Source organism: Pseudoalteromonas sp. Bsw20308, from assembly GCF_000310105.2.
GTDB lineage: Bacteria > Pseudomonadota > Gammaproteobacteria > Enterobacterales > Alteromonadaceae > Pseudoalteromonas > Pseudoalteromonas fuliginea.
Window position 1 is genome coordinate 2,661,733 of record NZ_CP013138.1, and the last position, 25,523, is coordinate 2,687,255.

20 protein-coding genes are annotated in these 25,523 nt (G+C 37.7%); 8 read left to right on the top strand and 12 right to left on the bottom strand.

What is annotated here, in order from left to right:
• Window positions 1–96: 96 nt before the first annotated feature.
• Together D172_RS11545 and D172_RS11550 are read left to right on the top strand one after the other, a co-directional pair.
• On the top strand, window positions 97–789 hold the full coding sequence (locus D172_RS11545; protein WP_007379029.1) for an AHH domain-containing protein: 693 nt from the start codon (window positions 97–99) through the stop codon (window positions 787–789).
• Window positions 786–1,373 (top strand): imm11 family protein, encoded by a 588-nt coding sequence (locus tag D172_RS11550; RefSeq protein WP_007379028.1) that lies wholly within the window; start codon window positions 786–788, stop codon window positions 1,371–1,373. Before D172_RS11545 ends, D172_RS11550 begins: the two co-directional genes overlap by 4 nt.
• Window positions 1,374–1,595: 222 nt before the next feature.
• On the opposite strand, the gene D172_RS11555 is transcribed toward D172_RS11550, so the two are convergent.
• Window positions 1,596–2,936: a DUF3732 domain-containing protein gene (locus D172_RS11555; protein WP_205986634.1), complete on the bottom strand. Its 1,341-nt coding sequence runs from the start codon at window positions 2,934–2,936 to the stop codon at window positions 1,596–1,598.
• Between the two features lie 161 nt (window positions 2,937–3,097).
• On the opposite strand from D172_RS11555, the gene D172_RS11565 reads away from it, so the two are divergent.
• Window positions 3,098–4,266, top strand: a protein-coding gene (locus D172_RS11565; RefSeq protein ID WP_420713787.1) for an IS3 family transposase whose coding sequence is annotated in 2 segments (ribosomal slippage) — window positions 3,098–3,344 and window positions 3,344–4,266 — 1,170 coding nt in all. Because the reading frame shifts where the segments join, the coding sequence is not laid out codon by codon here.
• Between the two features lie 15 nt (window positions 4,267–4,281).
• On the opposite strand, the gene D172_RS11570 is transcribed toward D172_RS11565, so the two are convergent.
• Genes D172_RS11570 through D172_RS11580 form a run of 3 tightly spaced genes read right to left on the bottom strand, consistent with a single transcriptional unit; the run spans window position 4,282 to window position 6,403 of the window.
• Complete coding sequence (locus D172_RS11570; RefSeq protein WP_058230553.1) at window positions 4,282–4,812, bottom strand: AAA family ATPase; 531 nt, start codon at window positions 4,810–4,812, stop codon at window positions 4,282–4,284.
• Window positions 4,809–5,288, bottom strand: a complete 480-nt coding sequence (locus D172_RS11575; RefSeq protein ID WP_033023879.1) for a three component ABC system middle component — start codon at window positions 5,286–5,288, stop codon at window positions 4,809–4,811. The genes D172_RS11570 and D172_RS11575 overlap by 4 nt, the downstream gene beginning before the upstream one ends.
• Window positions 5,288–6,403: a hypothetical protein gene (locus D172_RS11580; protein WP_007378948.1), complete on the bottom strand. Its 1,116-nt coding sequence runs from the start codon at window positions 6,401–6,403 to the stop codon at window positions 5,288–5,290. Before D172_RS11580 ends, D172_RS11575 begins: the two co-directional genes overlap by 1 nt.
• A gap of 563 nt (window positions 6,404–6,966) precedes the next feature.
• On the opposite strand from D172_RS11580, the gene D172_RS11585 reads away from it, so the two are divergent.
• Complete coding sequence (locus tag D172_RS11585; protein ID WP_007378949.1) at window positions 6,967–8,028, top strand: hypothetical protein; 1,062 nt, start codon at window positions 6,967–6,969, stop codon at window positions 8,026–8,028.
• 754 nt (window positions 8,029–8,782) lie between these two features.
• On the opposite strand, the gene D172_RS11590 is transcribed toward D172_RS11585, so the two are convergent.
• Window positions 8,783–9,076: a type II toxin-antitoxin system RelE/ParE family toxin gene (locus tag D172_RS11590; protein WP_033023880.1), complete on the bottom strand. Its 294-nt coding sequence runs from the start codon at window positions 9,074–9,076 to the stop codon at window positions 8,783–8,785.
• Complete coding sequence (locus tag D172_RS11595) at window positions 9,076–9,315, bottom strand: type II toxin-antitoxin system ParD family antitoxin (protein ID WP_007378950.1); 240 nt, start codon at window positions 9,313–9,315, stop codon at window positions 9,076–9,078. The genes D172_RS11590 and D172_RS11595 overlap by 1 nt, the downstream gene beginning before the upstream one ends.
• Before the next feature lie 525 nt (window positions 9,316–9,840).
• Between D172_RS11595 and D172_RS11600 the strand changes: the two genes are divergently transcribed.
• From D172_RS11600 to D172_RS11615, 4 genes are all read left to right on the top strand, one after another.
• Window positions 9,841–11,751 (top strand): aminotransferase class V-fold PLP-dependent enzyme, encoded by a 1,911-nt coding sequence (locus D172_RS11600; RefSeq protein WP_033023881.1) that lies wholly within the window; start codon window positions 9,841–9,843, stop codon window positions 11,749–11,751.
• A 439-nt stretch (window positions 11,752–12,190) separates the two neighbouring features.
• Window positions 12,191–12,748 (top strand): GNAT family N-acetyltransferase, encoded by a 558-nt coding sequence (locus D172_RS11605; protein ID WP_007378952.1) that lies wholly within the window; start codon window positions 12,191–12,193, stop codon window positions 12,746–12,748.
• Window positions 12,749–12,829: 81 nt separating this feature from the next.
• Window positions 12,830–13,297, top strand: a complete 468-nt coding sequence (locus D172_RS11610; protein WP_007378953.1) for an OsmC family protein — start codon at window positions 12,830–12,832, stop codon at window positions 13,295–13,297.
• A gap of 554 nt (window positions 13,298–13,851) precedes the next feature.
• Entirely contained in the window at window positions 13,852–14,592 is a 741-nt protein-coding gene (locus D172_RS11615; protein WP_007378954.1) for a FadR/GntR family transcriptional regulator, read from the top strand.
• Window positions 14,593–14,755: 163 nt separating this feature from the next.
• Here the strand turns inward: D172_RS11615 and D172_RS11620 are convergent.
• The 6 genes from D172_RS11620 to eda form a co-directional block, all read right to left on the bottom strand.
• A protein-coding gene (locus D172_RS11620; protein WP_150115560.1) for an IS3 family transposase occupies window positions 14,756–15,870 on the bottom strand; the annotation gives its coding sequence in 2 pieces (ribosomal slippage) (window positions 14,756–15,618 and window positions 15,618–15,870; 1,116 coding nt in all).
• 209 nt (window positions 15,871–16,079) lie between these two features.
• Complete coding sequence (locus D172_RS11630; protein WP_007378586.1) at window positions 16,080–19,124, bottom strand: TonB-dependent receptor; 3,045 nt, start codon at window positions 19,122–19,124, stop codon at window positions 16,080–16,082.
• Between the two features lie 385 nt (window positions 19,125–19,509).
• Entirely contained in the window at window positions 19,510–22,242 is a 2,733-nt protein-coding gene (locus tag D172_RS11635; RefSeq protein WP_007378587.1) for a hypothetical protein, read from the bottom strand.
• Window positions 22,243–22,701: 459 nt separating this feature from the next.
• Window positions 22,702–23,664 (bottom strand): class 1 fructose-bisphosphatase, encoded by a 963-nt coding sequence (locus D172_RS11640; RefSeq protein WP_007378588.1) that lies wholly within the window; start codon window positions 23,662–23,664, stop codon window positions 22,702–22,704.
• Window positions 23,661–24,743, bottom strand: coding sequence for a class II fructose-bisphosphate aldolase (gene fbaA / locus D172_RS11645; RefSeq protein WP_007378589.1), 1,083 nt, complete (start codon window positions 24,741–24,743; stop codon window positions 23,661–23,663). Before fbaA ends, D172_RS11640 begins: the two co-directional genes overlap by 4 nt.
• A 14-nt stretch (window positions 24,744–24,757) precedes the next feature.
• Window positions 24,758–25,375, bottom strand: a complete 618-nt coding sequence (eda, locus tag D172_RS11650; RefSeq protein WP_007378590.1) for a bifunctional 4-hydroxy-2-oxoglutarate aldolase/2-dehydro-3-deoxy-phosphogluconate aldolase — start codon at window positions 25,373–25,375, stop codon at window positions 24,758–24,760.
• Window positions 25,376–25,523 lie beyond the last annotated feature (148 nt).

The following is a 25,523-nucleotide window of genomic DNA, read 5'->3' on the forward strand; positions in this document are numbered from 1 at the left end:
GATTGAAGTTATTAGGTGTGTAACGTTCAGAATTGCACCTAGATAATCTATTTGCTATTTTACGCCCTAACAGAAGGAAAATTTAAGGATTTAAGGATGATTCAACTGCAGCGCTACCCAATGCCAGATCGACCAAGTAACCCTAGCCCTTTAGAAATGGCTATTTATAATTATGAATTACTAGCAAAAAAACACTATGACGATAAGCGTCGTAAATCTCCTGCATCTAAGGAAAAGCTGCAAAGAGATTACGACCATTTGCAAAAAGAACGCAAGCGTTTAGAGCACTTGCTTATTGCACAACAAAGCTTAGAGTCTTACCGTGCAGAAAGCGAAGGTACCTCTATTAAGGAGCTAGCAGAAGAAGAGCATCATCCGACGGAAAAACTTGCTAAGTTTTTACGAGCGGCAGGCGAGCCAAAACCGACTTCATATCATGAGGCGCATCACATTGTGTGTGGTAAGGGGCGATATAGACAACGTCTTACATATGCCACACGTTTAAGAATGCATTCGTTTGGTATTGGTATTAATGATCCTACGAATGGGGTATGGCTAAGAAACTTTGAAAAAAACAAGTCAGATGATTGGGCTACGCCTGACACTGTTTCTCATAGAAGGTTGCATCGTCATAATTATGAAGTTTGGGTGTCTACTAGTTTAAGAACCAAAGTAAATAAACTTGATTTTGTAAATGCATTACGTGGCGTGAAAATAAAAATTAAAAATCATATGGTGCCAGCCAGCGTTATGATGCGTAAAGATGCTAATTGGGATGGTAAATCATGAAGTTGTTCTCGTTAAAGCCAGTTACTAATTCTTACGACATGGTTGAGTGGGACATACTTTCATTTTCTGAAAAAATACAACTAATGTTGCCACCTAATCAAGATGCTTGCATGTTTCTACTTGATATCCATATGAATAATGACTCTTTATTAGAGTATTGGCCTCAAAGTTATGAGTTGTCTTTTTTACCTGGTTACCTAAAAGATAACTACGATATAAGTATCATGGATGGATTTATCGCTCTTAGGATGAATGCTTATGAAGCTTTAAAAGATTTATTAGCGCCTCTAGGTGAGTTTATTGAAACAAAAGCTGATGGTGAGCCTATTGTAATTTTTAATTTGCGTACATTTGGACAAGAAGATGAAGCAAAATGTGAACGCGAATATTTAGATGGTTATCCTCTAGATTATATCAAGATTGCTTTCATAAATGATGATGTAAAAAATAAGCCAGTTTTTAAAAGCAAGTTTACAGGTGGTTCTCGTTTGTTTTGTACTGATAAGTTTAAATCTGCTGTAGAAGATAATGGATTGACGGGTGTTTATATTGACGAAGATCTCGATAATATTTTTTCTAATTAAGTTAATTTAGGTGAATAAAATCTTATTCAGAGATATTGTGTAAAACTAAAAAACGACCTTTAAAACCCACTATTCTATTTTAGTGATTTCAAAGCCCACGTGGATGTGGGTTTTTTAACGCCGGTAATCCGGTAATCCCCCCGAGTGTTGTTAGCCTTTATTTCATAGATATCATTGGCAGTTAATACTAAGGTCAAACGTTACTGTTTGACCTTAGTAAAATTATATCAACTTTTGACCATTTGAAGACCATCTATATCTAACATACTGATCAAACTCAGGTTCATCTGCATGTTCTAAAACTATAATCTGTGGCTTAAATCCAATTTTTGGATCTCTTTCAAGTTCATTCAAGAACCGCTCAAAAACCTTGAATATATTTATTACTTGTTTAATATTCTCATCAACTTCTTCTTCACCCAATAACTCTTGTTTATTATTAGAAGAAAATCTTCTTGTTACTTTTGGAAAATATACCTGACTAGGTTGATCTAGAAATAATATTGCTGGTATTACAGAGTTTGAGCTTGAGGTTAATTTTAAAATTGACAAGAAAACCGCTAGATGACAAGCCAACCAGTTCGCACCACTACCCATTTCTGATAGTAGTATTTCTTGTTTTTTAAAGTAATAAGCGAATGTGAAATCTTCTGTTTTGAATTTCATCTCACCATCTCGTAAATCATCTTCAAAATCTAAGTCTTTTTTAAGCTCATTCATTGTCTCATTGATGATTGCATTGGCCTCGGAAAATTTATGCTCAAGACCATAGCCTCGAATCAGCCTGATACAGGTTTCTAACTCCTCTTTCATAGCTGAAAGATCGTGGCTAGTTTTTTCTAACTTTTGCCCTTCAATAAAGAACTCTAAGGTGCTCTCTATTCTCCCACGAATATTATTTAGTGAGTCCCTTATATCTAGGTTATCTTTATTTCTGAATAATTTTCTTAATTGTCTTATTTCATTATCTATATTAGCTACGACCTGTTTTTGCTTGTCTCGCCTTAAAAGTAATGAATTAAGAGACTTAGAACTGTCCTGTTTGTAACTACCAACTCGGGACAGTTCATCAAGAAGTAGCTCTCTAGAGCGCTTAACCTCTTCCACTTTAGAAACAAGACTAGTTACTGGTGTGCTACATAACGGGCAACTAACACTGTTTTTAGATACAGACTCATCTTGTGATACTTCTGCAAGGCGTGCCATCGAGTTTGAGTAATCTACTGACTCCTCCTCATTTTCCTTAATAAGACTTATCAATTGATTACATTCATATAAAGACGTTAGCTCTTTATCTTTTGCTTTCTCTAAGGCATTTAGCTGTTTATTGAAGTCAACATTTTGCTCTGCATTCAATGGTACAGAAGGCAGGTTTCTCGCTAAATTTTTTAGCTTTTCCAGTGATGCATCTTCATCCAAAAATTTAAGATTTAACACTCTATAATACTGCCTAATTGGTATAAGTAGTTTTTCTCTTTTTTCTTGAATACCGAGCAAAGCTTTCTTTTTTTCTGTCTCTATCTTTTTTATTTGTTTTTCTAAATCTTCAGATCTTTTCTTCAATCTGTAGTATCTGCTATCAACCCAGCCCATAAAGATAGGAAATTGATCAATTACTGTTCTACTCTTAATGAAATTATCGAACCTATAAAACAAACTATGACGTGGTTTAATGGATTCGACTACCCCAGTTAAGAGATAATCAACTTAACTGGAGATCGATAATGACAAAACGTAAAAAGTATTCCAAAGAATTTAAACTTGATGCTATCGCATTAGTTGTTGAGCAAAACTACTCACAAGCAGAAGCCTCTAGAAATTTAGGGGTAAATCCCAACATGCTTGGTCGCTGGATAAAAGAAGCTGAAAATGATGATGGGCATGCTTTTAGAGGGAACGGTAATTTAACCCCTGAGCAAGAAGAGATCAGAGAGCTAAAAGCGCAAGTGAAACGCCTAGAAATGGAGCGTGAAATATTAAAAAAAGCGACGGTCTTCTTTGCCAAAGAAACGAAGTGAAATATTCGTTCATAACCCAATACAAGAAGACCTGGCCTGTGGCGACAATGTGCCGAATACTGGGTGTAAAAAGTAACAATTACTATAGTTATCAAAAGCGATTCTCAACTAAATCAGAGGATCCAACACATCAAGAAATGATTGATTGTGTCAAGGACATAGCGCACTTCAGTGATAATACTTACGGTGAAAGGCGTATTCAGAAAGTCTTAAATGCACTCGGTTTTCCGGTGAGTCGTTACAAAACAGCACAGCTAATGAAAGAGGCAAATGTCTGGGTGCGTTATAAAAAGAGATACAAAGTGACAACGAATAGTGAGCATAATAAGCCTATTTATCCCAATGTACTTGAGCAAAACTTCAACGTTGAAGCAGCTGATCAAGCCTGGGTACAAGATATCACTTATGTTTGGACTGCAGAAGGTTGGTTGTATCTGGCGGTAGTGATTGATTTATATTCGCGCAAAGTCGTTGGTTGGAGCATGGGCTCACGAATGAAAGCGCAGCTTGTCTGTGACGCACTGACTATGGCGATGTGGCAACGCCAACCCAAAACAGGGTTAATTATCCATTCAGATCAAGGGGTTCAATATGCAAGCCACCAATATCGTAAATTGCTCAAGTCAAATGACTTCATTGGTAGCATGAGTAAGAAAGGCTGTTGCTGGGATAATGCTGTTGCAGAAAGCTTCTTCGGTAGTTTGAAGCAAGAGCGCGTGCATTGGAAAAACTACCCAACGCGTTATGAGGCTCAACAGGATGTAATGAATTACATCTGTATGTGGTACAACAGTCGTCGCTTACATTCGTACTTAAATTATCAAAGCCCAAATGACTTTGAAGAACGAATCGAAACATTAGATATGGTTTCTTAACTAGGGTGACTGAATTTAGTTGACCACGTCACTATGTTTATTAGCTATTAAATTCTGATGCTGAAAGAATAGTGAAGTAGCATTCCGAATTGAGACTTTCCCTTTCTTAAGTTCATAATCATCATTATTCAATGATGTATCTTCAACCGATAATCCTAAGTGCTCTTCAAAGTCCTTTTGAACCTCTAATCTAGTCCTATTTTTCTTGGACTTAAAATAGTTAGAGTTAATTTCATCATCAACATTGAAATCAGCAGAATATTCAACAGAAAAATAACACTTTGAAGGTTGATTATTTGATCGTCCAATGATTATCTTTTTATTATCATGTTCAAATACGCAACAAAATATGTCTGTGAAATCAGTGACTTTTCCCACTGGGATTGTAGAGCGCTTTGAAAACAAACAAAAATCCACAATCTCTATTAAAGCACTTTTCCCTGTTTTTGAGTCACCTGTTATTATATTCAACCCTCGATCAAAACCAAGAATTTTCAAATCACCATCATGACCAATTAGTATTATATTTTTTAAAAAAGCTTTCATATGCTTGTGACCCTAGATTTAAGAAGAACATTAACATATCCTTCTTTCGCAAAAATAATACCTAAGTTATAAGATGCCTTTATAAACTCTTTTTTATAGTGATTTTTTATTAAGGCTTTTTCTAAATTATTTCCATTCAAAATGAAAGAATCAATTCTAGTTTCACGAATTGAACTGAGGTAGATCACACCATAATTTGTCACAGACTTTGAGTGTTGAACTTTATCATTTATAAAAAACAATCGTTCTTTAATTTCATCATCCTTTAGAAATGCAGTTTGAAATGTGCTACTAGCATTAGAGCTATTCAGTTTTCTCCTTAAAACATCATCCATAACAAAAGGAACAACAAGATAAATCAACTCAAACTTTGCACCTCTTTCGTCAACTCGCCTAGCACCTTCTATAAATGAATATAGTATTTCAGCAACAAAATGGGGAGAGTACTTCAAATCTCTAATAACCTGAGGATTCACTAGTCAATATCCTCTTTATTATATTTCCAAGTATAAGCGGTGTTATTAATAGCCTCGTGTACTTTACCTCTCATGAAGTAAGGTTTCGTACCACTTACCTCAGGTACTTCTAACACCGAACTATTATGGAATTCAAGATATGCTTCACGTGCTGCCTTGTTAGATTTAGAGGTACCTAAATCTTCACAATCTATTTCATAAGAATATTGTCTTTTAAACCCTTTAGCTTTCTCTACTGCATCTACTAAATAGTTATCTATAATTTCGGGCATAATGTCTGGTTTAAGATCTACAAGGCTCTCTTCACTGTTTTTAGCTTTGAAGTAATCATTGAGAGCAACACCTCTATCCCTACCTTTCAAACCTATATCTTTATACTCTAATAAAAACAAATAACCATCAGCATGCTGCTCCGTGTCATAATCCGTGCGGTCTACAGGAAAAGGAATGCTATCTCCACTCCATCTGTTCACTTGAAACTGAAAAGCATCATCAAAATCATTGATATTAACCTTCCAATGTCGGTGGTCTTCGATTGCATTTTTATTGACGTATGAATATATCCAATGGAAGATGCTATCTCTGTATGGCTCCAACACGCACTTCAATTTGCGAGCTTCCAATAAGCTATTCCATTTATCTTCTACATGCTCCCGAGATTGATCAATTGTAAATCGAGACAATATTCTCAATAGCTCGGCATCCGATGTACCTTCAAAAATTTTGTTATACAGAGACTTAATTGAAGGTGATGGTACGTGAGACTTTATGATGTTGAGCTTTTCATCAGCACTTCGTGTGTTCCAACCATGAAATATTGAACTCTCGGAAATGAAAGATGTCGTGTGTAACACAATTTGCTCAAACATTGAAGAGTCTTCAACCACCAAGTTTTTCAAAGTGTTCCAGAAATCTTTTGAGTTACTAGCTAAGTTATGCTCTTCTACGTGGTGTTTTACCTCTGTGAACGTCTTACCATCATAGACATCTCCAAAGCACTCTATCCAAATAGTCTCATTGGGTTTTGCATCAAAGCACTTCTCAATGGCGATTAAGACTTGGTAAACATAGCCTAAATACTTTAGTGTAGCGTTGTTGGCAAAACCTTCTGTCATCCTGTCGATTACTCCTAGATTCACTCTACATTAACTTCGCGCACTGGTAAAAACTCGCGATTTCGTTTTGATCTCGAAACCAATTTCACCACTATTCCAGATCGAAGTAAATAAAATTACCATATTTACCATAAGGTTAGAAAGGATTAATTTTGTACAAATGCTTCATGAATGCAAGTAAAACCTGTTGAATATCGAGCTGTCTAGCTATGATACCTTCTAAAAAGGGGTATTCCTGTGCAATTTTCAAGCAGTTGCAGGGGTGAAACGCAAGGGTTCAGGTCTTACTTTTTTCTCTTATCCATTTTTGTATATCAAAGTTGACTGAGCACCATTGTATGATTTAGATACTTAACTCATTTTTGGGTAGAAAAGAGTTACCTAGTAATACAAAGCTCTTCAAAGTTGAATGGACTTTGTTTTATATTGAGAAAGTAAGATTAACTTTTAGAGCTTGACTGGCACGATGTACGACCTGACTCCAGAATTCAATTTGCTTTCCAAACCTGAGCAATCAACGTAAAATCATTGTCAATTAATTGAGGTTTCATAAAGTTTTTAATATGACTAATTTAGAAATTTACGAACAAGCAACGAATGTTCTAACAATGATCACAGCCGATTTAAACGATAGTATTTACCAAAATATGAATGGTAAACTGACTCTATTGTTTGGAACTGATGAAGTCGTAAATGCTTGGGCAAGAGATGATTCTATTGACGTCAATCGACCTCAACACACTATTGGTATTAATTATAAATTAGTTGAAGTTCTGTATAGAGACATCGAGTCCTTCTGTAATTTTTATTCTCAGCATCTGACTGATAAAAGGATTGATGCATTATTACCAAACTATACTAACGAACCGCTGCTATTTGAATATTTTTCCATCGAACAGAACTGCTTTAACATGTTCGTAGGAGCTTTAACATTCGTATTTTTTCACGAGCTAGGTCACTTATTACAGCGTCACTCTTGTTTAAGAGAGCGATTTGGAAATAACATTACTTCCACCATTAACGAATGCAATATAGACAGAGAAAATAAACTAGTGGGTAAACAGGCGGCAATTTCACATATTACCGAATTGTATGCAGACTCTTATGGCATAAGTAGTTGTTTGAGTGAAATAGTTCGCCATTTTAAAGATGATAAAAAGGAACTGAAAGTCGCTTTGTATCAATTCGTGTGTGGGTTGTCCTGCACCTTTTATATTTTTAGTGACGGAAAAAGTCACCAAGTTACACATGAACCAGTTGGCAGCCATCCTAATGCATTAATTCGTTTAGAGTTTGCACTACCAAAAATTTACGAGTTAATGGATTTAGTCGATGAAGTCGTAAAGCACGAAATGACTAGAGAAGATCTCGTACACATTTGTGGAAGAGCGTCATTTTATTCTTTAATATTTCAGGATGCCAAAAGAAAAGTTGGCTTGAGAAACGATCAAGCCGAGCAGATCAAAGGACTAATTAATAGGAAAGAAGATAAACCCTACTTAAACTCAATATTCTCTGCTTGGGAAGAGATATCTGAGCCATTAAGAATAGGCGCATTAGATACTTCACTTTTGCATGAATTCTCTATATCAGATGCTTTTCGAGACTACTTACATGCCACTTAATACTCGCTTAAAAAAACGAGAGAGCTATTTAACACTAAAGCTGCCCTTAGAGTATTTACGTTAACACACTTTAGGGCAGAAACGAGTTGATCATGAATGACTGCTCATGGCACTCTTCAGCCACTCGACAACATAAAATATTGATAATAATTGGCAAGGTATTTTACTGTGCCGAATGGCGCTTCGCTTATTCGACCTAATTAGGATGACACCCATCCTAATTATTGCGAAAAAAGCCTACAAAAATAGCATGAAGAGTGTATTACTATAAATAATGAATCATTAAAAAGCTGTGCTATGTTGATTAGATGAAAGTAAAAATAGACAGCCCAATCGCACGACGATAGCTGTTTATTAAAGAATGGCAAACGACTAGGCTGTATTGAACCGGCTTTCCTTTAAATAAAAAGCGGTATATTACAGGAATAAAGGGGTAATAAACTGACCTTACGAGGTCAAATGAAAGTGAATGCCTTACTTGACGCTGCAGCAACTGTATTGTCTTGTTCAGAATATAGAAAAGCTGCAAAACACAATGCACTGAGAAGGGGAAGCCTTTTTACTCTAAATAAAAGCCACTCAAACACCGGTAATCTCTTCCAAAACGCCAATTGAAATAACACTACAAACCAGCTTTTTATATTCAATGAAAAACACAGTAATCGATAGAACCAAAATAGGAACTCAGCTATGGTTTATTTATCAATAAAAACAAATAAAAAACGAGTTAATCTACAGACTCGTTATGTTTTTCTCATAGAGCGCGGTTCACATCCATACTTTTGTGTAAGATGCGGACAATAAGTATCTGATTTTCTTTATGCCCTTTGTAATAAATCACATGGTTAGCATGAGGGTATTTACTATAACCTTCTCTAATACAATCGCAGTTAATTCCTATTTTGGGATCATTTGCTAATAATTGAAATGAGTTATCGAGTATTTTTAAATAACTATTTCGTTGTGCTTGACCCCATGTGAGTTGGGTGTATTTTGCAATTTTTATTAAATCCGATTTTGCTTTAGCTGATAATGCGAATTTATTCATCAATTATTTTCTTTATCAAGCTCGGCAATTAAAGAATCATAGCTATATTCAACGGTGCCACTTTGTTCACCTTGAACTAGCATATTACGCAAATTAAGTAGTTTAGTTTCTTCATCTTCTAATGCTCGCAAACCAGCTCTAAGCACTTCGCTTGCTGAACCGTAACGACCCGAATGAAGTTGCTGGCTTATAAATTGATCAAAATGATCACCTAAAGTAACACTTGTATTTTTAGCCATAGTTAAACCTTTGTTTAGTTAATACCAATATATATTGGATTATGGTATAAAAAATATAACAAGGCAATTAAATCGGACGCATAACGGCGTTTATGGCGGCGCTATAATTTCATGGTAAATATGAGAGCCCTCGTTCTGATTTTAAATTTGCGAGAAAAATACTAAAACCGAAAGCACAATATACCAAGGCAATTGCTCATAACTGTATTTTTGATGTGCTATTCATTGATTTGCTAGTTTTCTTTAAATTTTACCTTAATAAAGATTATTCTGGTGTTACTGCTGACAAGGCAGTGGCTGTATATTGGTCAACAGTAATACCAAATCTAGACATGTCTCGACTGGATTTAACTTAAACCCTGAGTTGGGTAATTGACTTGTCGAAGAGGCTACTGATACAGATTTACAGTATATTGTTACTGAATTAAAAAAATTATAACAAGGCATTATCAAAGTATTAATTTCACAAGTCTCACTCCTTTGGTTATGCTATTGAGCATTATAAATCTTATTGCGAAAACCTCTATGCTACCTCTACTTCGTATCTTGATAATTGAGCAAGACCCAACCACTTTACATGGGCTTTCAACGAATCTGTCAAAGACTATTCCTAACTTTGAGCGTGATGATATTCATATCGATATTATTGAATGCCTTGAGCTTAAACGCGCGTTGGAACATGTAGCGGAAGATGGTGATATTCAAGCCGTGGTTCTAAGCTGGGATATGCACAATAAAGTGGGTGAGCGTATGTATAGCCGCTTTATTGAAGAGTTAAAGGCTATTCGTCTTGAGCTGCCGGTTTATGTTGTTGGCGACGACACCAAAGGGCTGGAAATCGTTAACGAGTCAGAAGAAATTGAATCCTTCTTTTTTAAAGACGAGGTGATTTCTGACCCTGAAGCAATTTTAGGTTATATGATCAACGATTTTGACGACCGTTCGGAAACGCCATTTTGGACGGCGTACCGTCGTTATGTGGGCGAGTCGAACGATTCATGGCACACACCGGGTCATAGCGGGGGTTCTAGCTTTAGAAACTCTCCTTATATTAAAGATTTTTATCAGTTTTATGGCCGCAATGTATTTGTTGGCGATCTGTCGGTGTCGGTAGATTCGCTAGGTTCATTATCAGACAGCACGAATACTATTGGTCGCGCTCAAGAATCAGCAGCGGCAACGTTTGAAGTTAAGCACACCTACTTTGTTACAAACGGTTCGTCTACCTCAAATAAAATTATTTTACAAACACTCCTGCGTAAGGGAGATAAAGTAATTGTTGACCGTAATTGTCATAAATCAGTCCACTATGGCATTTTGCAATCTGCCAGTTACCCCATTTATTTGGCGAGTATTTTAAATCCAAAATATGGGATTTTCGCGCCACCGTCGTTGGCCGACATAAAGTTAGCAATTGAAAACAATACTGATGCTAAATTACTGGTGCTTACAGGTTGTACTTACGATGGCCTGCTTAGCGACCTGAAGCAAGTCGTAGATTACGCTCATCAATATGGTATTAAGGTGTTTATTGACGAGGCGTGGTTTGCATACTCTTTGTTTCATCCTAGCTTTCGTTATTATTCTGCTATACATGCTGGGGCCGACTACATTACCCACTCTGCACATAAAGTAGTGTCGGCGTTTTCTCAGGCCTCTTATATTCATATTAACGACCCCGATTTTGATGCTGATTTTTTTCGAGATATTTACAGTATCTACGCCAGCACATCGCCCAAATATCAGCTTATTGCGTCTCTTGATGTATGCCAAAAGCAATTGGAAATGGAAGGCTATAAGCTGCTCAATGCGCTGCTAAATCATGTTGACGAATTTAAACAACAGATGGCGTCGCTCAAGCACATTAAAGTGCTAGGTAAGCAAGACTTTATGGATATATTTCCGCACTTTAGCGGTGATAACATGGGTCACGATCCGTTAAAAATACTCATTGATATTAGTGAGCTACCTTATTCATTAAAAGATATTCATAAATATTTACTGGACGAAATTGGTCTAGAAATAGAAAAATACACGCACAGCACTATCTTGGTTTTACTCACGCTTGGCGGCACACGTTCGAAAATAATTCGTTTGTACAATGCATTGAAAAAGCTAGATGGGGGCAAAGTGAAGCTGTCGAAATCGACGCGCAGAGCCCGCTTACCAGAAAATTTACCCGCCATCGATCTCGCGTGTATTCCAAGCGATGCTTTTTATGGCGAGCGCGAATCGGTGCCTATTAGCAAAAGTAACAACCGCATTTGCGCTGGTTTAGTTACCCCATATCCGCCAGGTATTCCGCTTTTAGTGCCGGGCCAGCATATTACTGAAGATCACATTGAATATTTGCAGGAATTGGCAAGCCAAGGGCTGACAATTCAAGGCAGTTTTGATGGTGAAATTTATGTACTTAAGGGAAAGGTTAAGAAGTAACGGTATTCGTTTAGTACTATCGTTATCGCTGGGCAGTAATGTCGCAAGACATTGCTGCTGTATGAAGCGTTATTGTATGAGTGATAATTCCAGATTACACCGAAAATTTAATGCAAGCGCGTAATTAACAGTTGTTCCTCTTTAATATCATTAATGTTTATGACTTCGCGTTTATAACCGTCATTAACGACATAATCGATGCCTTTTGGTATACGGTTCAATGTATAGATGGGAGTCTGGCTGGGTTCGTATTGGGGATGATCAATATCTGAGCCATACAGGGTTGGTTATGCGTAGGTATAAACCACAAACTTGTTATAGCTCGCAGCGAGTGAACACAGCCAAAAACTGGCCTGATATTGACACTAAAGAAAACTAAAAGCATGAGCGCAGCATCAACAGATACATGTGCAATTAATTTATTATAAAAGGAATTTAGATGGTATTTCCATCACTTGAAACTGATCGGCTATTACTCACAGAGCTTCGTGTTGAAGATGAAGCTGAGTTGTTCAATTTATTTTCTAACCCATCTGTAATCGAATACTATGATTTAGATGTTTTTCGTGAACACAATCAAGCTGCTAATTTGATTAACCTTTTTAATAAAAGATACCACGAACAGCAAGGCATCAGATGGGCCATCCGATTAAAACCAACAGGACAATTGATAGGCACTTGCGGGTTTAATTCGTGGAACAGTAAAATGCGTAATGCTGTAATTGGTTACGAGCTACACCCTCAATTTTGGCGATGTGGCTATACTGTGGAAGCAGTCCGCGCAATTGTTGATGCTGGTTTTTCTGGAATATTAGCTTGTGGGAAGTTAAACCGAATTCAGGCTGATACGATACCTGAAAATATCGCATCTGAATCATTATTGTTGCGGCTTGGATTTAAAGAAGAAGGACTTCGACGTGAGTGTGGGTTTTGGAAAAATAAATTTCATGACCTCAAGTGCTTCGGCTTACTCCGTTCAGAGTTCAGTTCTATATAAATATGTTTACAATTTTTATTCACAAGACGTTGAGGCTATTTAAGTTATCCCTTAGGCTACGTCCATCAACATGGAGTGTATATGTCAGAATATTTTGCCAAAATTAATTGGGTAAGAGAAAATAATGAAAGTTATATTGATAATAAATATAGCCGTGGGCATAAATGGATTTTCGATGGCGGTCAAACCGTACTAGCTTCATCTTCCCCTCATGTTGTTCCATTACCTTATTCAATTGAAAAAAATGTCGATCCCGAAGAGGCTTTTGTTGCATCACTTTCTAGTTGCCACATGTTATTCTTTTTATCTATTGCCGCCAAAAAAAAGTATGTAGTTGACTCATATGTAGACGAGGCAGTTGGTATTATGGAAAAAGATAGTGATGGTAAAATTTCAATGACTAAAGTCACACTTAAACCACATGTTCAGTTTTCAGGCGATAAGAAACCAACAATGGAGCAACTTGAGAAAATGCATCATCAATCCCATGAGCAATGTTTTATAGCTAATTCTGTAAAAACTGAAGTTGTTACGGAAATTTCAGTTTAACTAGTAAGTTTAGATACCACCGACAACTCATGACTCTTTTTAGTCGTTTTAACTGTCGGGTTAATGAGTTTATCCACTGCTATTTTGAGACTATGTACTGGCCTGTAATCACTGAAACATGCATATTTTCGCATTTTATCGTGCTAACTTCGCCTTGAGTAAAAATGCTGTTAAAGTTTACAAAGTAGCCTGTGTAGTATTAACCAGCTTATATACAACACTGATGAGTATTGTACTTACCATACACCCTCTTGCCTGTAAGCAAGATTGTTGTCGGATTATACGATTTATGTGAATTTAAAGACAAAACGCCATAAAATAAAGTTTTATCAATAACAAAAAATCGTAAATTAGCTTATGCTCTGTTTTAAAAGAAAAATAAGATAATTCCTTGGCTTACAGTTAGACTAATACTTATTATTTTGACTACTAAAATTTCGTATTTATAATAAAAATTAATTATGCCAAGCTTTAACTGTGTTTCTTTACGTTGTAAGCAGCATAAAATTTGAGTTTAAAGTTAACAAAACCTCCCCACTTTGAGAGATTAAGTAATGCAAAATGTTAAAAAGCGCAGACGTTTCTGGATGGTTGTAGAAAAACTAGAAGCCTTAATTGATCAAGGTATTTATCCAGTAGGTGGCCGTTTGCCTGCAGAGCGTGAAATGGCAGAAGTTTACGATGTTAGTCGCCCTACTATTCGTGAAGCTATTATTGCGCTGGAAGTTAGAAAGCGCGTTGAAGTAAAAACTGGATCGGGTGTATTTGTTACTAGTAGTAAAAAAACAGCGTCTTTAACTCCCCCAATAAGTGCATTTGAACTAACTCAGGCACGCGCATTAGTCGAATCGGAAGCTGCAGCTCTAGCGGCCTCTAAAATTTTAGATAGTGAGCTACAAGCACTTAAGCAAACACTAATAGACATGGAATTTTCTGACAAAGCTGATGAAGCAGATCAACTTTTCCATGAAATTATCGCACAAGCAACTCGTAATAAAGCGCTAGCACTCACCATTAATAACTTTTGGAAGTTACGACGCTCAGAACCACAAATATTATTAGCTCACCAAGGTGTTTGTTCGCAAAATATAAATCAGCGTTTGGCTGAACACACCACTATCTATGATGCAATATCTGATCGAAACCCATCCGCCGCAAGAAAGGCGATGCATAATCACTTTAATAGATTGATCAATGCATTATTTGAAGCAAGTGAAGCTAAAGCATTGGAAGAAGTAAGACGAAAAACAGATGAAACTCGTGGGCTTTATTCAATTTCTCACTTAACTAAATAACCTGAACTCTGAATAATACTAACTTGCATAAATATTTGAGCAAGTTAACGAATTAAATTGCGCTATAACGTCGTTAAAAGTTTTAATTTAGAACAAAATACAAAAATTTTGCCTAGTTCAGCGTAATTTTTTAACGTTAAATAGACCGGTAATCCCCCCATTTTTAATGGAGGCTATCTGTAGAATTTCCGTTGTTTGACTTTTCCAGTTTTTGTATGGGTGTTATGCCACCTATACCCATGTTAGGGCGTTCATTATTATAAGTCCATAACCAATCGGTTGCTTTATCTTGTAACTCACTAATATCACTGTAAATATAATGACTTAGCCAGTCATACCTAACCGTGCGATTAAACCGCTCTACATAAGCATTTTGTTGCGGGTTACCTGGTTGAATAAATCGTAATTCAATATTATTATTTAACGCCCACTCTGCTAATTTATGGCTAATATATTCAGGCCCATTGTCACACCTGATAGCTTTTGGCTTACCACGCCATTCTATAATTTGATTGAGTGAGCGGATAACACGCTCAGCGGGGAGTGATAAGTCAGCATCTATTGTGAGTCCTTCGCGATTGAAATCATCAATCACATTGAACAAGCGACACGCTCTGCCATCCGATAATTGGTCGTGCATAAAATCCATTGACCAACATTCGTTAATGGCCTCAGGGACAGCCAATGGTTCAGGCTTCTTCCTTGTTAGACGTTTTCTAGGCTTTATTCGCAGATTCAACTCAAGCTCACGGTAAATACGATAAACGCGCTTATGATTCCATGTGTAGCCTTTAACATTGCGTAAATATAAAAAACATAAACCGAATCCCCAATTACGCTGACATTGGCTTAAATCCAATAGCAACGCTGCAATTTTCTCATTTTCATCAGACAGTTTTGGCGTATAGCGATAGCATGTTTCACTTATCATGAAAGTACGACAGGCTAAGGCAATACTCATTTTATTTGTGCTAACGACTTCATGAGCCAAGACTTTGCGCTCAGAAGCCTTTACCACTTTTTTGCCATTGCCTCCTGAATGACCTCAGATTTTAGCCGCTCTTCAGCATACATTTTCTTTAAACGGCGATTTTCATCTTCAAGCTCTTTCATTCGTGTCATTAAAGACGCATCCATGCCGCCGTATTTAGCGCGCCATTTATAAAAGGTTGAGTTGCCCATACCATGTTCACGGCATAGCTCAGGAATAGGCACGCCGCTTTCTGCTTGTTTTAAAATGGCGAGGATTTGACTGTCTGTAAAATGTGCTTTTTTCATAATTTTCTCCTGTGTTTACAATAAGAGAAAATTCTACGTTTGGCATCTATTATTTTTCGGGGGGATTACCGACCCATATATAAGCAGATTGGTATAATAAATCTCTTAACCAGAGTTCAGCTTAGTTAATACATAAACTCACTTAGCTTTAGAATGATAAAAATAGAAAAAAGGCGGTAAACCGCCTTTTCTATTTCTAACTTTATAGTTTAAAGTTTAAAGCTCATGCCTAAGAATAAACGTGGGCCATAATCATTCACTTCACCTAAATTATCTTCAACAAAGAAGTCTTGTGATTTAGGTGCACTAAATAAGTTAATTGCCTCAGCTTTGATTCTAAAGTGCTCATTGATTTTATACGATGCACGCATTTCCCACACACCTACAGCGTCAACATAGCGTAAACGGGTACCATTACTTGTATAAGGTTGGAAATACTCACTACGGTATTTGTAAATAACCGCAGTATCGAAGTCGCCAATTTGGTAGTAAAGTTGACTACTAAATACATGCTTAGAAAAACCAGGAACTGAACCTGGCTCAACAATACCTTCCGTTAATTGTGTTGTATTACCATCAAGGTCAGTAGTGAATGTATCACCGTATAAGCTATCTTCAAATTCAAAATCAGTGTCAGCGAAGTTATAACCAAACTTTACACCTAAGCCATTATCCCAGCGGTAAGAAAACGAAGCTTCAAGACCGACTATTTCGCTGTCATCGTCTGATGTAACAGAGTTAGTAATAGGCAGAGATATACTTTCGCCATCTATTATAAACTCTTCTAAAATAGTTTGTTTTTCAAAACCGCCTTGGAACTGTTTGTAATATAGACTAAACGCTACAATCGAATCTTCATTCGGATACCATTCCACCGCCGCATCATAGTTCCATGACATTAATGGCTGAGTGGCAGGGTTACCAGAACCGTTTACACCTACGACTAAATCAGAAAGTGAAGTGGCTGCACCATCATCGTTACTGTTCGTTGAAAATTCACGGTTAAAGCTCAAATCTGACGGGTCTGCGCGAGACATACCACGGTAAATACCCGCACGCAATAATATATCTTCGCTATAATCTACAACTAAGTTAAAGCTAGGCAAATATTTGGTATAACTAGAGCCGCTTTGAATTTTATCAAGTGTTGTAGAATCTGATACCAATTCAAGAAATCCAGTGTCTGCATCCGTACCAACAGAATAATCTGTTCTGAAGCCAACAGATGTTACTTCAGTATCTACTACACGAAGGCCAAAGTTACCACGTATAAATTTACCAAACATCTCTGTATCGTAACTAGCCATTAAATACGCTGAAGTGGTTTTTTCCGTTACATCGACAGTACCAGTATTTTGGTATTCAACGTCAGGATAGGCGAACACACCGTTGTAATCGGCATCAGTTGCTGCAACTGCTTGCGAAAAACAGACGTTGTCGTAGGTTGCCCACGAAGCACCTGTACCTGAACCAATAACGTTACCATCACTATCAACATTGGTTACAATGTTGCCATCAGACACGCTTGATAAAAAGTCTGATTCAGGGAAGTCAATTTGACAGCCTTGCAGAATCTCAAGTGCTGTATCGTCACCTACTGTGTATTCGTTTCTTGAACCATTACCTTGGCTGCCACCGAATTGTATGAAAGAAAGCTCAGATGTTCTGATACCCCCTTCAATTTTAGTGAACATACCACTATCTAATTCATAATCAAAATCCAAACGCGCTGATTTTATTACATTTTCGCGAACATTTTCACGGTCTAAACGTGTTCTTAAGCTGTCAGTAAAATTAGAAATATCTGTAACATCAAAATCCGTTAATGTGAAATGAGGAATTTCATCGCCCAAATCCCAAGAGAAAAAATTACGATCCGATGTTCTACCGCGGTTTGAAATTTGTAGTTCTTCACGATCTGTTTTTGAATACGCTAAATCAAGATTAACCGTTAATCGGTCAGTTACATTGTGCTCAATGTTTAAACCATACCCTTGGTAATTTTCTTCACGTTCAAATTGCTCACCTGCTGATTCAATTCGCTCTTCGCCTTCCCAATGTAAAATACCACCTACATCGTTAGTAACAAGTGTGGGGCCAGTAATACCTGGTGTTGCGCGTTTTTGTAAAAAAATTAAATCGTGGCGCGCTTCTTTTTGTGTTCTGTCTGAAATTTGCGTATCAAAATTAATATCCCACGCATCTGAAGGCTGGTATTGCAATGCAAAAAATACTGCGTCACGCTCATCCGATGTTTCATTTTGACGAAAACTGCGACTACTGCCAGTCCACGCATAAGGCGTACCATCACTTTTTGCTTTACCGGTTTCAGAATCAATATCTGTATCATAGCCTTGGTTTTTTAATTTTTCGCCACCGACCTGATCTTCACAGTCACCAGCGCTGCTACGATAAAAACCTTCATTGGTATTATTAGGATCATTTAAACACGCCCATAATGAAGAGCCTGACGGGCTTGAGCTTCTATATTCAGCTTCTGGTTGGCTAATATCTTGGCGCTGTACACCAAAAGACACACCAACGGCTTGGCCGTTATCAAATTCAAACTGGTCCACATAACTAAACGTACCACGATAACCTAAATCGCTTTGTAATGAGTTTTCTACATTACTTTCATCAGGGTTATAGTTTAATTTAACTTCCCCTGATACGCGTTGCTTACCAAAATCAAGAGGGGTTACGGTTTCAAGAGCAATAACACCTGCAACACCACCTTCAATCATTGATGCATCTTGCGTTTTATAGATAGCTACTTTTTTTACGAGCTCTGATGGAAACTGTGAAAAGTTAACTGAGCGGTCACCACCACCATTGGTTGCTTCACGGCCATTGATATGAGTGGCACTTAAAAATGGCCCAAGACCACGAATAGTAATCTCTGTTGCGCCACCATTTTCACGGTGAGATGCAGCACCTGTAATTGATTCCAGCGCTTCACCGATAGACAGTGCAGGTAAATCACCAATGTCTTCTGATGAAAGGCCATCAACTACAGTGGTAGACTCACGTTTAATAGCAATCTGATCTTGTATTGTTTTACGTGTACCTGTAACGCTAATGATTTCAACATCAGGTTCAACTTCAGTAACCTTTTTTTCAGCTTCTTGAGCTTGCGCAGTAAGTGCACAAGAACCAGCCATACCAGCAATTACCGCTGTTCTTACCCATTTTGCTATTGGACTTAGTACAAATGGTCCCGCTATCGAATTATTATTTTCTGACTTCAACGACATTAAAATTCTCCGTTGGTTGTTGTAGTGTGTTTTAGTTATGTGTCGCTTGTTATGCTTGTGTAGATAGAATGTGAATCCTGTATTTAATATACTCAACTGAAGTCACTTGATCAACCAATTTAACACTTAAATATTACCAGCGTTAAGACCAATTCTATTTTATAGGCATTACCAAGGGGTAAAATAGGTTGTTGGTACAAGTATTACGAATAAAATATTTGCTTATAAACGCAACATGCGTCTGGCCGTGTCTATCTATTGGGAGTCAATTTACCTGCTGCGCAGGTTTGAGGGGGTATTTGGGAGGAAATAAAAAGCCCCAAAATTGGGGCTAAAAAATTAGTAAGTTTTTAATCAAAACACCGATTAAACGTTTTACTACAAATTAATCGTTTTGTATTTTCCAAGTAGATCCAACACCCACTTCTGAAGTTTGAATATAATGAAGGCCTCTAGCACCAGCCAAAACCTGCGCACCAGTTGGTGATGTTTCTATTAGCGTACTTGTTGCTGTAACATACTCTAGCACTTCTTTATTATTAGTTGCTGGGTCTTGGTCGATAGCTCCATCAGTATCAAATGCACCATTACCGTTTAGTTTTCTGATTTCAACCCAGTCGCCGCTTGCATCACCTGATACTCGACTATCCGTATAACCAAAGTTGTTACTTAATACCGATGAAGTATGATTAATTAAGTCGCAGTCATATTCAAAAGCATGATCACTACTAAGTGTATATGGGTAAAATAAACCTTGTGTTAATGCACTACTGGCAATTGTATCGCTACTAGATTGATCACCTAAACCGTTTGCGATTAAATTTCCATCAAAGTTGATAACAAACGCATTTTTGGTTAGGCCATATAGCACTGGCGCATTCACTGCGGTTAACTCATCACAATCACTTGCTGGTGCTTTAGAGCCGATCTCAGTACTGAACACTATGGGTTGTTGAGAGTTTAATACCGTATTGTTCTTAACGTTAAGTGTAAAGTCACCAGCAGCATTTAGCACTGCTTGATTTCCTGACTTTGGTACGCCGCCATCGTCTTGCGAAAAGGGATTAGCTGTAAACACTATGCCACCCGCTTCTTTATTATCAGAGCGAATACCTGCAATATAGTTATTAATAACGGTATGTCCAAGTGGTGTAATTAACACACCGCTCGGTCTATCATCTGAGCTAGCAATATCCGTAGTACGAATAATCACATTATCTGTGACACTGTTAAATCCTCCATCTTCTAATGAAATACCGCCATTAGGATTTACAATTGTATTGCCTTTGATAGTTGCACCAGATGTTTGCACTTTGATTAAACGACGTCCTGTTACAAAGTTTTCTATCCTGTTGTATTGAATAGTAAAATTAGCGTTTTCTGCCGCGTCAGCGCCCGTTGTATTACCAGCATTAATTAGGTGTAAGCTTGATTCAGCAAAGTTTGGATTATTACTATCACTGAATAAATTATACTGAATAGTGTGATCAGAGCTTGAAGATGACATTTTAATCACAGAGCCTTCTTCTACCGTATTTCGGTTAGTAAACGTGTTTCGTTCCACTAGTGCGCCTTTACCTTTTAACACTATCCAATTATATTTAGCGTTATTAAGTGAAGTGTCTTCTCCATCCATCGTATTTTGTGAAAATATAAAGTTATCGCCCTCTGAGTAAATTACAGTTTCTTCTTCGGTTTCACAAAATGCACCCGCTTTAGTGTCTATGTTTTTAAAGGTAAGCCCTGTTAATGCAGCGCCGTCAACGCCGTTGGCAACATGTACACATACTTCCCCGCTAAGTACCGGATTCTGCCCTTCTACAGCGCGCAGCGTTACTGCACTGGTTAATAAAATTGCGTCCATATCAGCATAAACACCGGTGTTTAAGCCAATAACATCGCCATCAGCTAAACCGCCACTTATAGCACCAAGGAGTGCTTCAGGGTTACTAACTAATTGTGTGTAAACCACTGTGTCAAGTGAGTTTGTAGCGCTACTTGCAAAGCCATCGTTGTCTGTATACGTAGCTGTAACTGACATTATTGAGCCTGCGTAAGCAGAAGGTGTAAATGTTTTACTATTGCTGCCAGCTATTTCAACGCCATCAGCAGACCAAGTATAAGTAACGTTAGCCTCTTCAACACCGTTGTTATCAGTTATCTCAGCGGTTAACTCACCACTTGTTAAATAAGGCACTACTCCCATAATGGCTACGCTACCGGCTTCGTCAACCGCAACAGCAGAAACAGCAATTGTTTCCTCTGATGTATTATCCTCGATAAATCCATTATCATCTGTATAAGCAACTTGCACACTTATTTTTTGACCTAAAAGTGATGCATCAACTGCAAAGGTGCTCTCTATTGCGCCATCTATCTCTTGTGCGTCAGCAAGCCATTGATAAGTAATATCTCCTGATGCTCCATCGGTATCATTAATTTCTGCTGTTAATGTGTTTCCAACAGTTGGCGTGCCGCTAATTATCACTTCACCCTCTGAGTTTGTTCGTGCTACAACCTCTGTACTGGCTGAAGTAACAGATTCAGCAAACCCACGATCATCTTCAAAAGATGCACTAACAGTAATAACCGTACCAAATTGTGCGTCTGTCAACGTGAGCGTTGAAAGTACTTCATCTGCAATTTCTACATCATCCGCAAACCATTTATAAGTTACTGTATCGCCATCAAAACCATTTTCGTCAGCTACATTGGCAGTTAGTTGCGAACCAACTAGCGCGTCACCCGTAATGGTTAAGCTTGCAGGGAATGCAATTGCGGCAACATCTGCGGTTGGTTCTGTGATATGTGATTCATTAATGCCATCATCATCGGTATAAAGTGCTTGTGCAGTAATAGATAAGCCGATTTGGTCATCCGTTAATGTAAATGATGAACTTTTAGCCCCTTCAATAGCTTGCCCATCTGCATACCAAAAATATGTAATTTCACCCGATATCCCATCTGGGTCACTAACGGCCGTTGTTAATGTTTGCCCACTTGTTACTGTTCCGGTTAGAGCAATAGAGCCCAAGTTGTTGTCATTATTGTTTGAATCTGTGTCACAACCAACTATTGCTATCGCAATAGCGCATAGTGCAAAGTGTTTTAATTTCATGGTGGCTCTATTCTCCAAATTTATAGTTTTAATATTTGGCTATCTATTGTGTGTGTTACCAAATAAATCGTCTGCTTATTACCAAATTCATCTAAATTGCAAATGAATTGTTAACCAACTTGGTAATATAACCATAATAAAATAACTTTTTCCACTATACCCACCGAATTAAATAACAATAAATGAACATACAGTTAACCCTACGCTGTTATTTCTAGTCAAAAATTGAATTCAATCGTGCATAATTACTAGGAAAATACATAACCCTAGAGTAAAAAATTGGTTTTACTCGGGATTAAGTAAATAAGATTTATTTAATATGTGAAGTATTCTTACTTGAAGACTATAAAAAATTAAGAAATGCAGTGAATTTGCATAGAAAGGATTATTTACAAAGAAAATGAAAAATAAGGGTAAAAAAAGGGCAATTTTCTTGCCCCTTTTTTGTTGAGTGCTGTTTTATAACATAGCGCTATTATAAAATTCCACAGGTTCATTCGAGCCTAAAGCAACAGGCACACGTTGATGCAAGCTAGTTGGCGCAATATCTAAAATTCGCGCTCCTCTAGAGGTTGCTTTGCCACCTGCGTTTTCAACTAAAAGTGCTAACGGATTTGCTTCATAAAGCAGTCTTATTTTACCGTTATCGTTACCGATACGTTTATCTTGTGGATACAAAAATAAACCGCCTCGGCATAAAATACGATGAACGTCGCCGACCATCGCTGCATTCCAACGGATTGAGCTTTTTTCGAAGTTTTCACAGGTGTATAGCAATTTATCAAAATACACTTGTGTTGGTTCGTCCCAATAACGGTAGTTAGCCATATTAACGGCAAATTCACGACTTTGCTCTGGCACACTTAACTGCTTATTTGTCAGTAAGTAACCGCCATGTGTTGAGTCTAACGTATAACAACGCGTAGGACCGCCAGTACTCATTACAAGTAATGATGAAGGGCCGTATAACACATAGCCTGCACATACTTGATTTACACCGGGCTGACTAAATTGCTCGTCGCTGTCAAAAGGAACATCATCACGGGCTAAGTAAATAGTAAATATAGTGCCTATTTGCCCATTAACATCAATATTAGAAGAGCCATCTAGCGGGTCAAAAGCAACAATAAATTGACCTTCAGGATGGCCACCTACCGCATGATCTTCTTCCTCTGATGCAACTGCTCGTACGCTGCTATCGTCAAGTAGGATGTCTTTAAGTAGTTGATTTGCGATTACATCAAGCTTTTTTTGAACTTCACCTTGAACGTTTTCATTCAATGTTGAACCTAAAACACCGGCTAATTCACCTTGGCTTACTCGAAAAGCTATCTCTTTACTGGTCGCTAAAATTGTGCGAATAAGTAAAATAAGGTCGGTATTTACACCGTCTTCTTTCAATACTGTATTTAATCTTTTCATACGCTATACCTATTTACACAATTTAGATCGTCAAAGCATTGCTCTAGCCTTGCAACCATACTTTGCTCTGAATGACGCAGCCATACGCGAGGGTCGTAATATTTTTTGTTTGGCTTATCATCCCCGTCAGGGTTACCAATTTGCCCTTGTAGGTATGCTTGCTTGTCTTTGTAGTAATCTAAAATACCTGTCCAACACGCCCACTGCGTATCGGTATCAATATTCATCTTCACTACGCCATACGTTAAAGACTCTGCAATTTTACTGTACTCAGAACCACTACCACCATGAAAAACAAAGTTAATTGAGTTACTTGGTAGATTAAATTTTTCTGATACGTAAGCTTGTGAATCTTTTAAAATAGTTGGCGTAAGAACAACGTTACCCGGTTTATATACACCATGAACATTGCCAAAAGATGCCGCAATTATAAAGTTAGGGCTAATACGACTTAAACGCTCGTAAGCAAATGCAACATCTTCAGGTTGAGTATATAAAGCAGAACTATCTAAGTGTGAGTTATCAACACCGTCTTCTTCGCCGCCCGTGCAGCCAAGCTCAATCTCTAGCGTCATACCTATTTTTGCCATACGCATTAAGTAACGTTCGCAAATTTCGATATTTTCTTCTAAAGGCTCTTCTGACAGATCAATCATATGCGAGCTAAACAGTGGTTTGCCAGTCAGTTCAAAGTGTCTCTCACCTTCATCAAGCAAACCATCAATCCAAGGTAGTAGCTTTTTAGCTGCATGATCAGTATGAAGCATCACTGCCACTTCATAATGTGCTGCCACTGAATGTACATATCTTGCAGCACTTACCGCCCCAAGCACTGCTGATTGTTGCTCTGGTAAGGATAAGCTTTTACCACAAAAAAATTGAGCTCCACCATTAGAAAGCTGAATAATAACGGGCGAGTTTTTCTTTTTAGCAGCTTCTAGCGTCGCATTTATAGATGTTGTACTAACAACATTTACCGCTGGTAACGCATATTGGTTAGTACGTGCGTGTTCATACACAGCACTTACTTCGTCGCCAACGATTACGCCTGGCAGTATTGTTGGGGCTAAATAATTCATTTATCAGATCCTTTCTACTTTAAAGCTTGGATACAAGAATCGGTAATTGCTTGCCAATTTTCTTGTTCAACCCATTCTTTTTTCGCTATCCAAGTACCGCCAACGGCGAATACATTATTTAAAGAAAGATAGTCCATTTTGTTACTTTCGCTAACACCACCTGTAGGACAAAAGCTGACTGCTCTAAATACTGACGACACAGCTGATACAAAAGGTGCTCCACCGGCAAGCGAAGCCGGGAATAATTTTTGCTCTTCAAAGCCATATTCAAGCGCCATTAAAATATCACCGGTGTTTGATACACCAGGAAGTACCGGTACATTACATTTAGCAAGCGCTGTAAGTAATGCAGGAGACACCGCTGGCGTTACAATAAAGTCAGAACCCGCTTCAAGTGCTTGCTCTAAAATATCAGTATTTATGACTGTACCCGCACCTACTTTTAGCTCAGGCACTTGTGCTTTAATAGCTTTTAATGCCTCTATTGATGCCTCTGTTCTTAGTACTACTTCAACTAGAGTAAGGCCCGCGTTAGCCATGGCTTTTGCTATTTGAACACCTTGCTCTGGCGTATCAGCTTGAATTATAGGTAGCAGTGTTTGTCCTGACATAAGTTCAGAAAAGCGAGTCATAACGTTGTTCCTTTATAAAAAGTAATGCGGCCTATGTATGGCGGCCTTTAATGTTTGATTAACCTGAACTCTAGATAATAAATCTATCTCAAGCAGCTATTTTCAGCGCTAACTGTGTTGAATTTACTTGCAATAGGCCCGCTATTGA

What these genes read in the sequence shown, in the direction of transcription:
- D172_RS11545 (WP_007379029.1), top strand. Translation starts at nt 97, where the DNA reads ATGATTCAACTGCAGCGCTACCCAATGCCAGATCGACCAAGTAACCCT.
- D172_RS11615 (WP_007378954.1), top strand. Translation starts at nt 13,852, where the DNA reads ATGCAAAATGTTAAAAAGCGCAGACGTTTCTGGATGGTTGTAGAAAAA.
- D172_RS11635 (WP_007378587.1), bottom strand. Translation starts at nt 22,242, where the DNA reads ATGAAATTAAAACACTTTGCACTATGCGCTATTGCGATAGCAATAGTT.
- eda (WP_007378590.1), bottom strand. Translation starts at nt 25,375, where the DNA reads ATGACTCGCTTTTCTGAACTTATGTCAGGACAAACACTGCTACCTATA.
- D172_RS11585 (WP_007378949.1), top strand. Translation starts at nt 6,967, where the DNA reads ATGACTAATTTAGAAATTTACGAACAAGCAACGAATGTTCTAACAATG.
- D172_RS11550 (WP_007379028.1), top strand. Translation starts at nt 786, where the DNA reads ATGAAGTTGTTCTCGTTAAAGCCAGTTACTAATTCTTACGACATGGTT.
- D172_RS11590 (WP_033023880.1), bottom strand. Translation starts at nt 9,076, where the DNA reads ATGAATAAATTCGCATTATCAGCTAAAGCAAAATCGGATTTAATAAAA.
- D172_RS11595 (WP_007378950.1), bottom strand. Translation starts at nt 9,315, where the DNA reads ATGGCTAAAAATACAAGTGTTACTTTAGGTGATCATTTTGATCAATTT.
- D172_RS11630 (WP_007378586.1), bottom strand. Translation starts at nt 19,124, where the DNA reads ATGTCGTTGAAGTCAGAAAATAATAATTCGATAGCGGGACCATTTGTA.
- D172_RS11570 (WP_058230553.1), bottom strand. Translation starts at nt 4,812, where the DNA reads ATGAAAGCTTTTTTAAAAAATATAATACTAATTGGTCATGATGGTGAT.
- D172_RS11580 (WP_007378948.1), bottom strand. Translation starts at nt 6,403, where the DNA reads ATGACAGAAGGTTTTGCCAACAACGCTACACTAAAGTATTTAGGCTAT.
- D172_RS11610 (WP_007378953.1), top strand. Translation starts at nt 12,830, where the DNA reads ATGTCAGAATATTTTGCCAAAATTAATTGGGTAAGAGAAAATAATGAA.
- D172_RS11640 (WP_007378588.1), bottom strand. Translation starts at nt 23,664, where the DNA reads ATGAAAAGATTAAATACAGTATTGAAAGAAGACGGTGTAAATACCGAC.
- fbaA (WP_007378589.1), bottom strand. Translation starts at nt 24,743, where the DNA reads ATGAATTATTTAGCCCCAACAATACTGCCAGGCGTAATCGTTGGCGAC.
- D172_RS11600 (WP_033023881.1), top strand. Translation starts at nt 9,841, where the DNA reads ATGCTACCTCTACTTCGTATCTTGATAATTGAGCAAGACCCAACCACT.
- D172_RS11605 (WP_007378952.1), top strand. Translation starts at nt 12,191, where the DNA reads ATGGTATTTCCATCACTTGAAACTGATCGGCTATTACTCACAGAGCTT.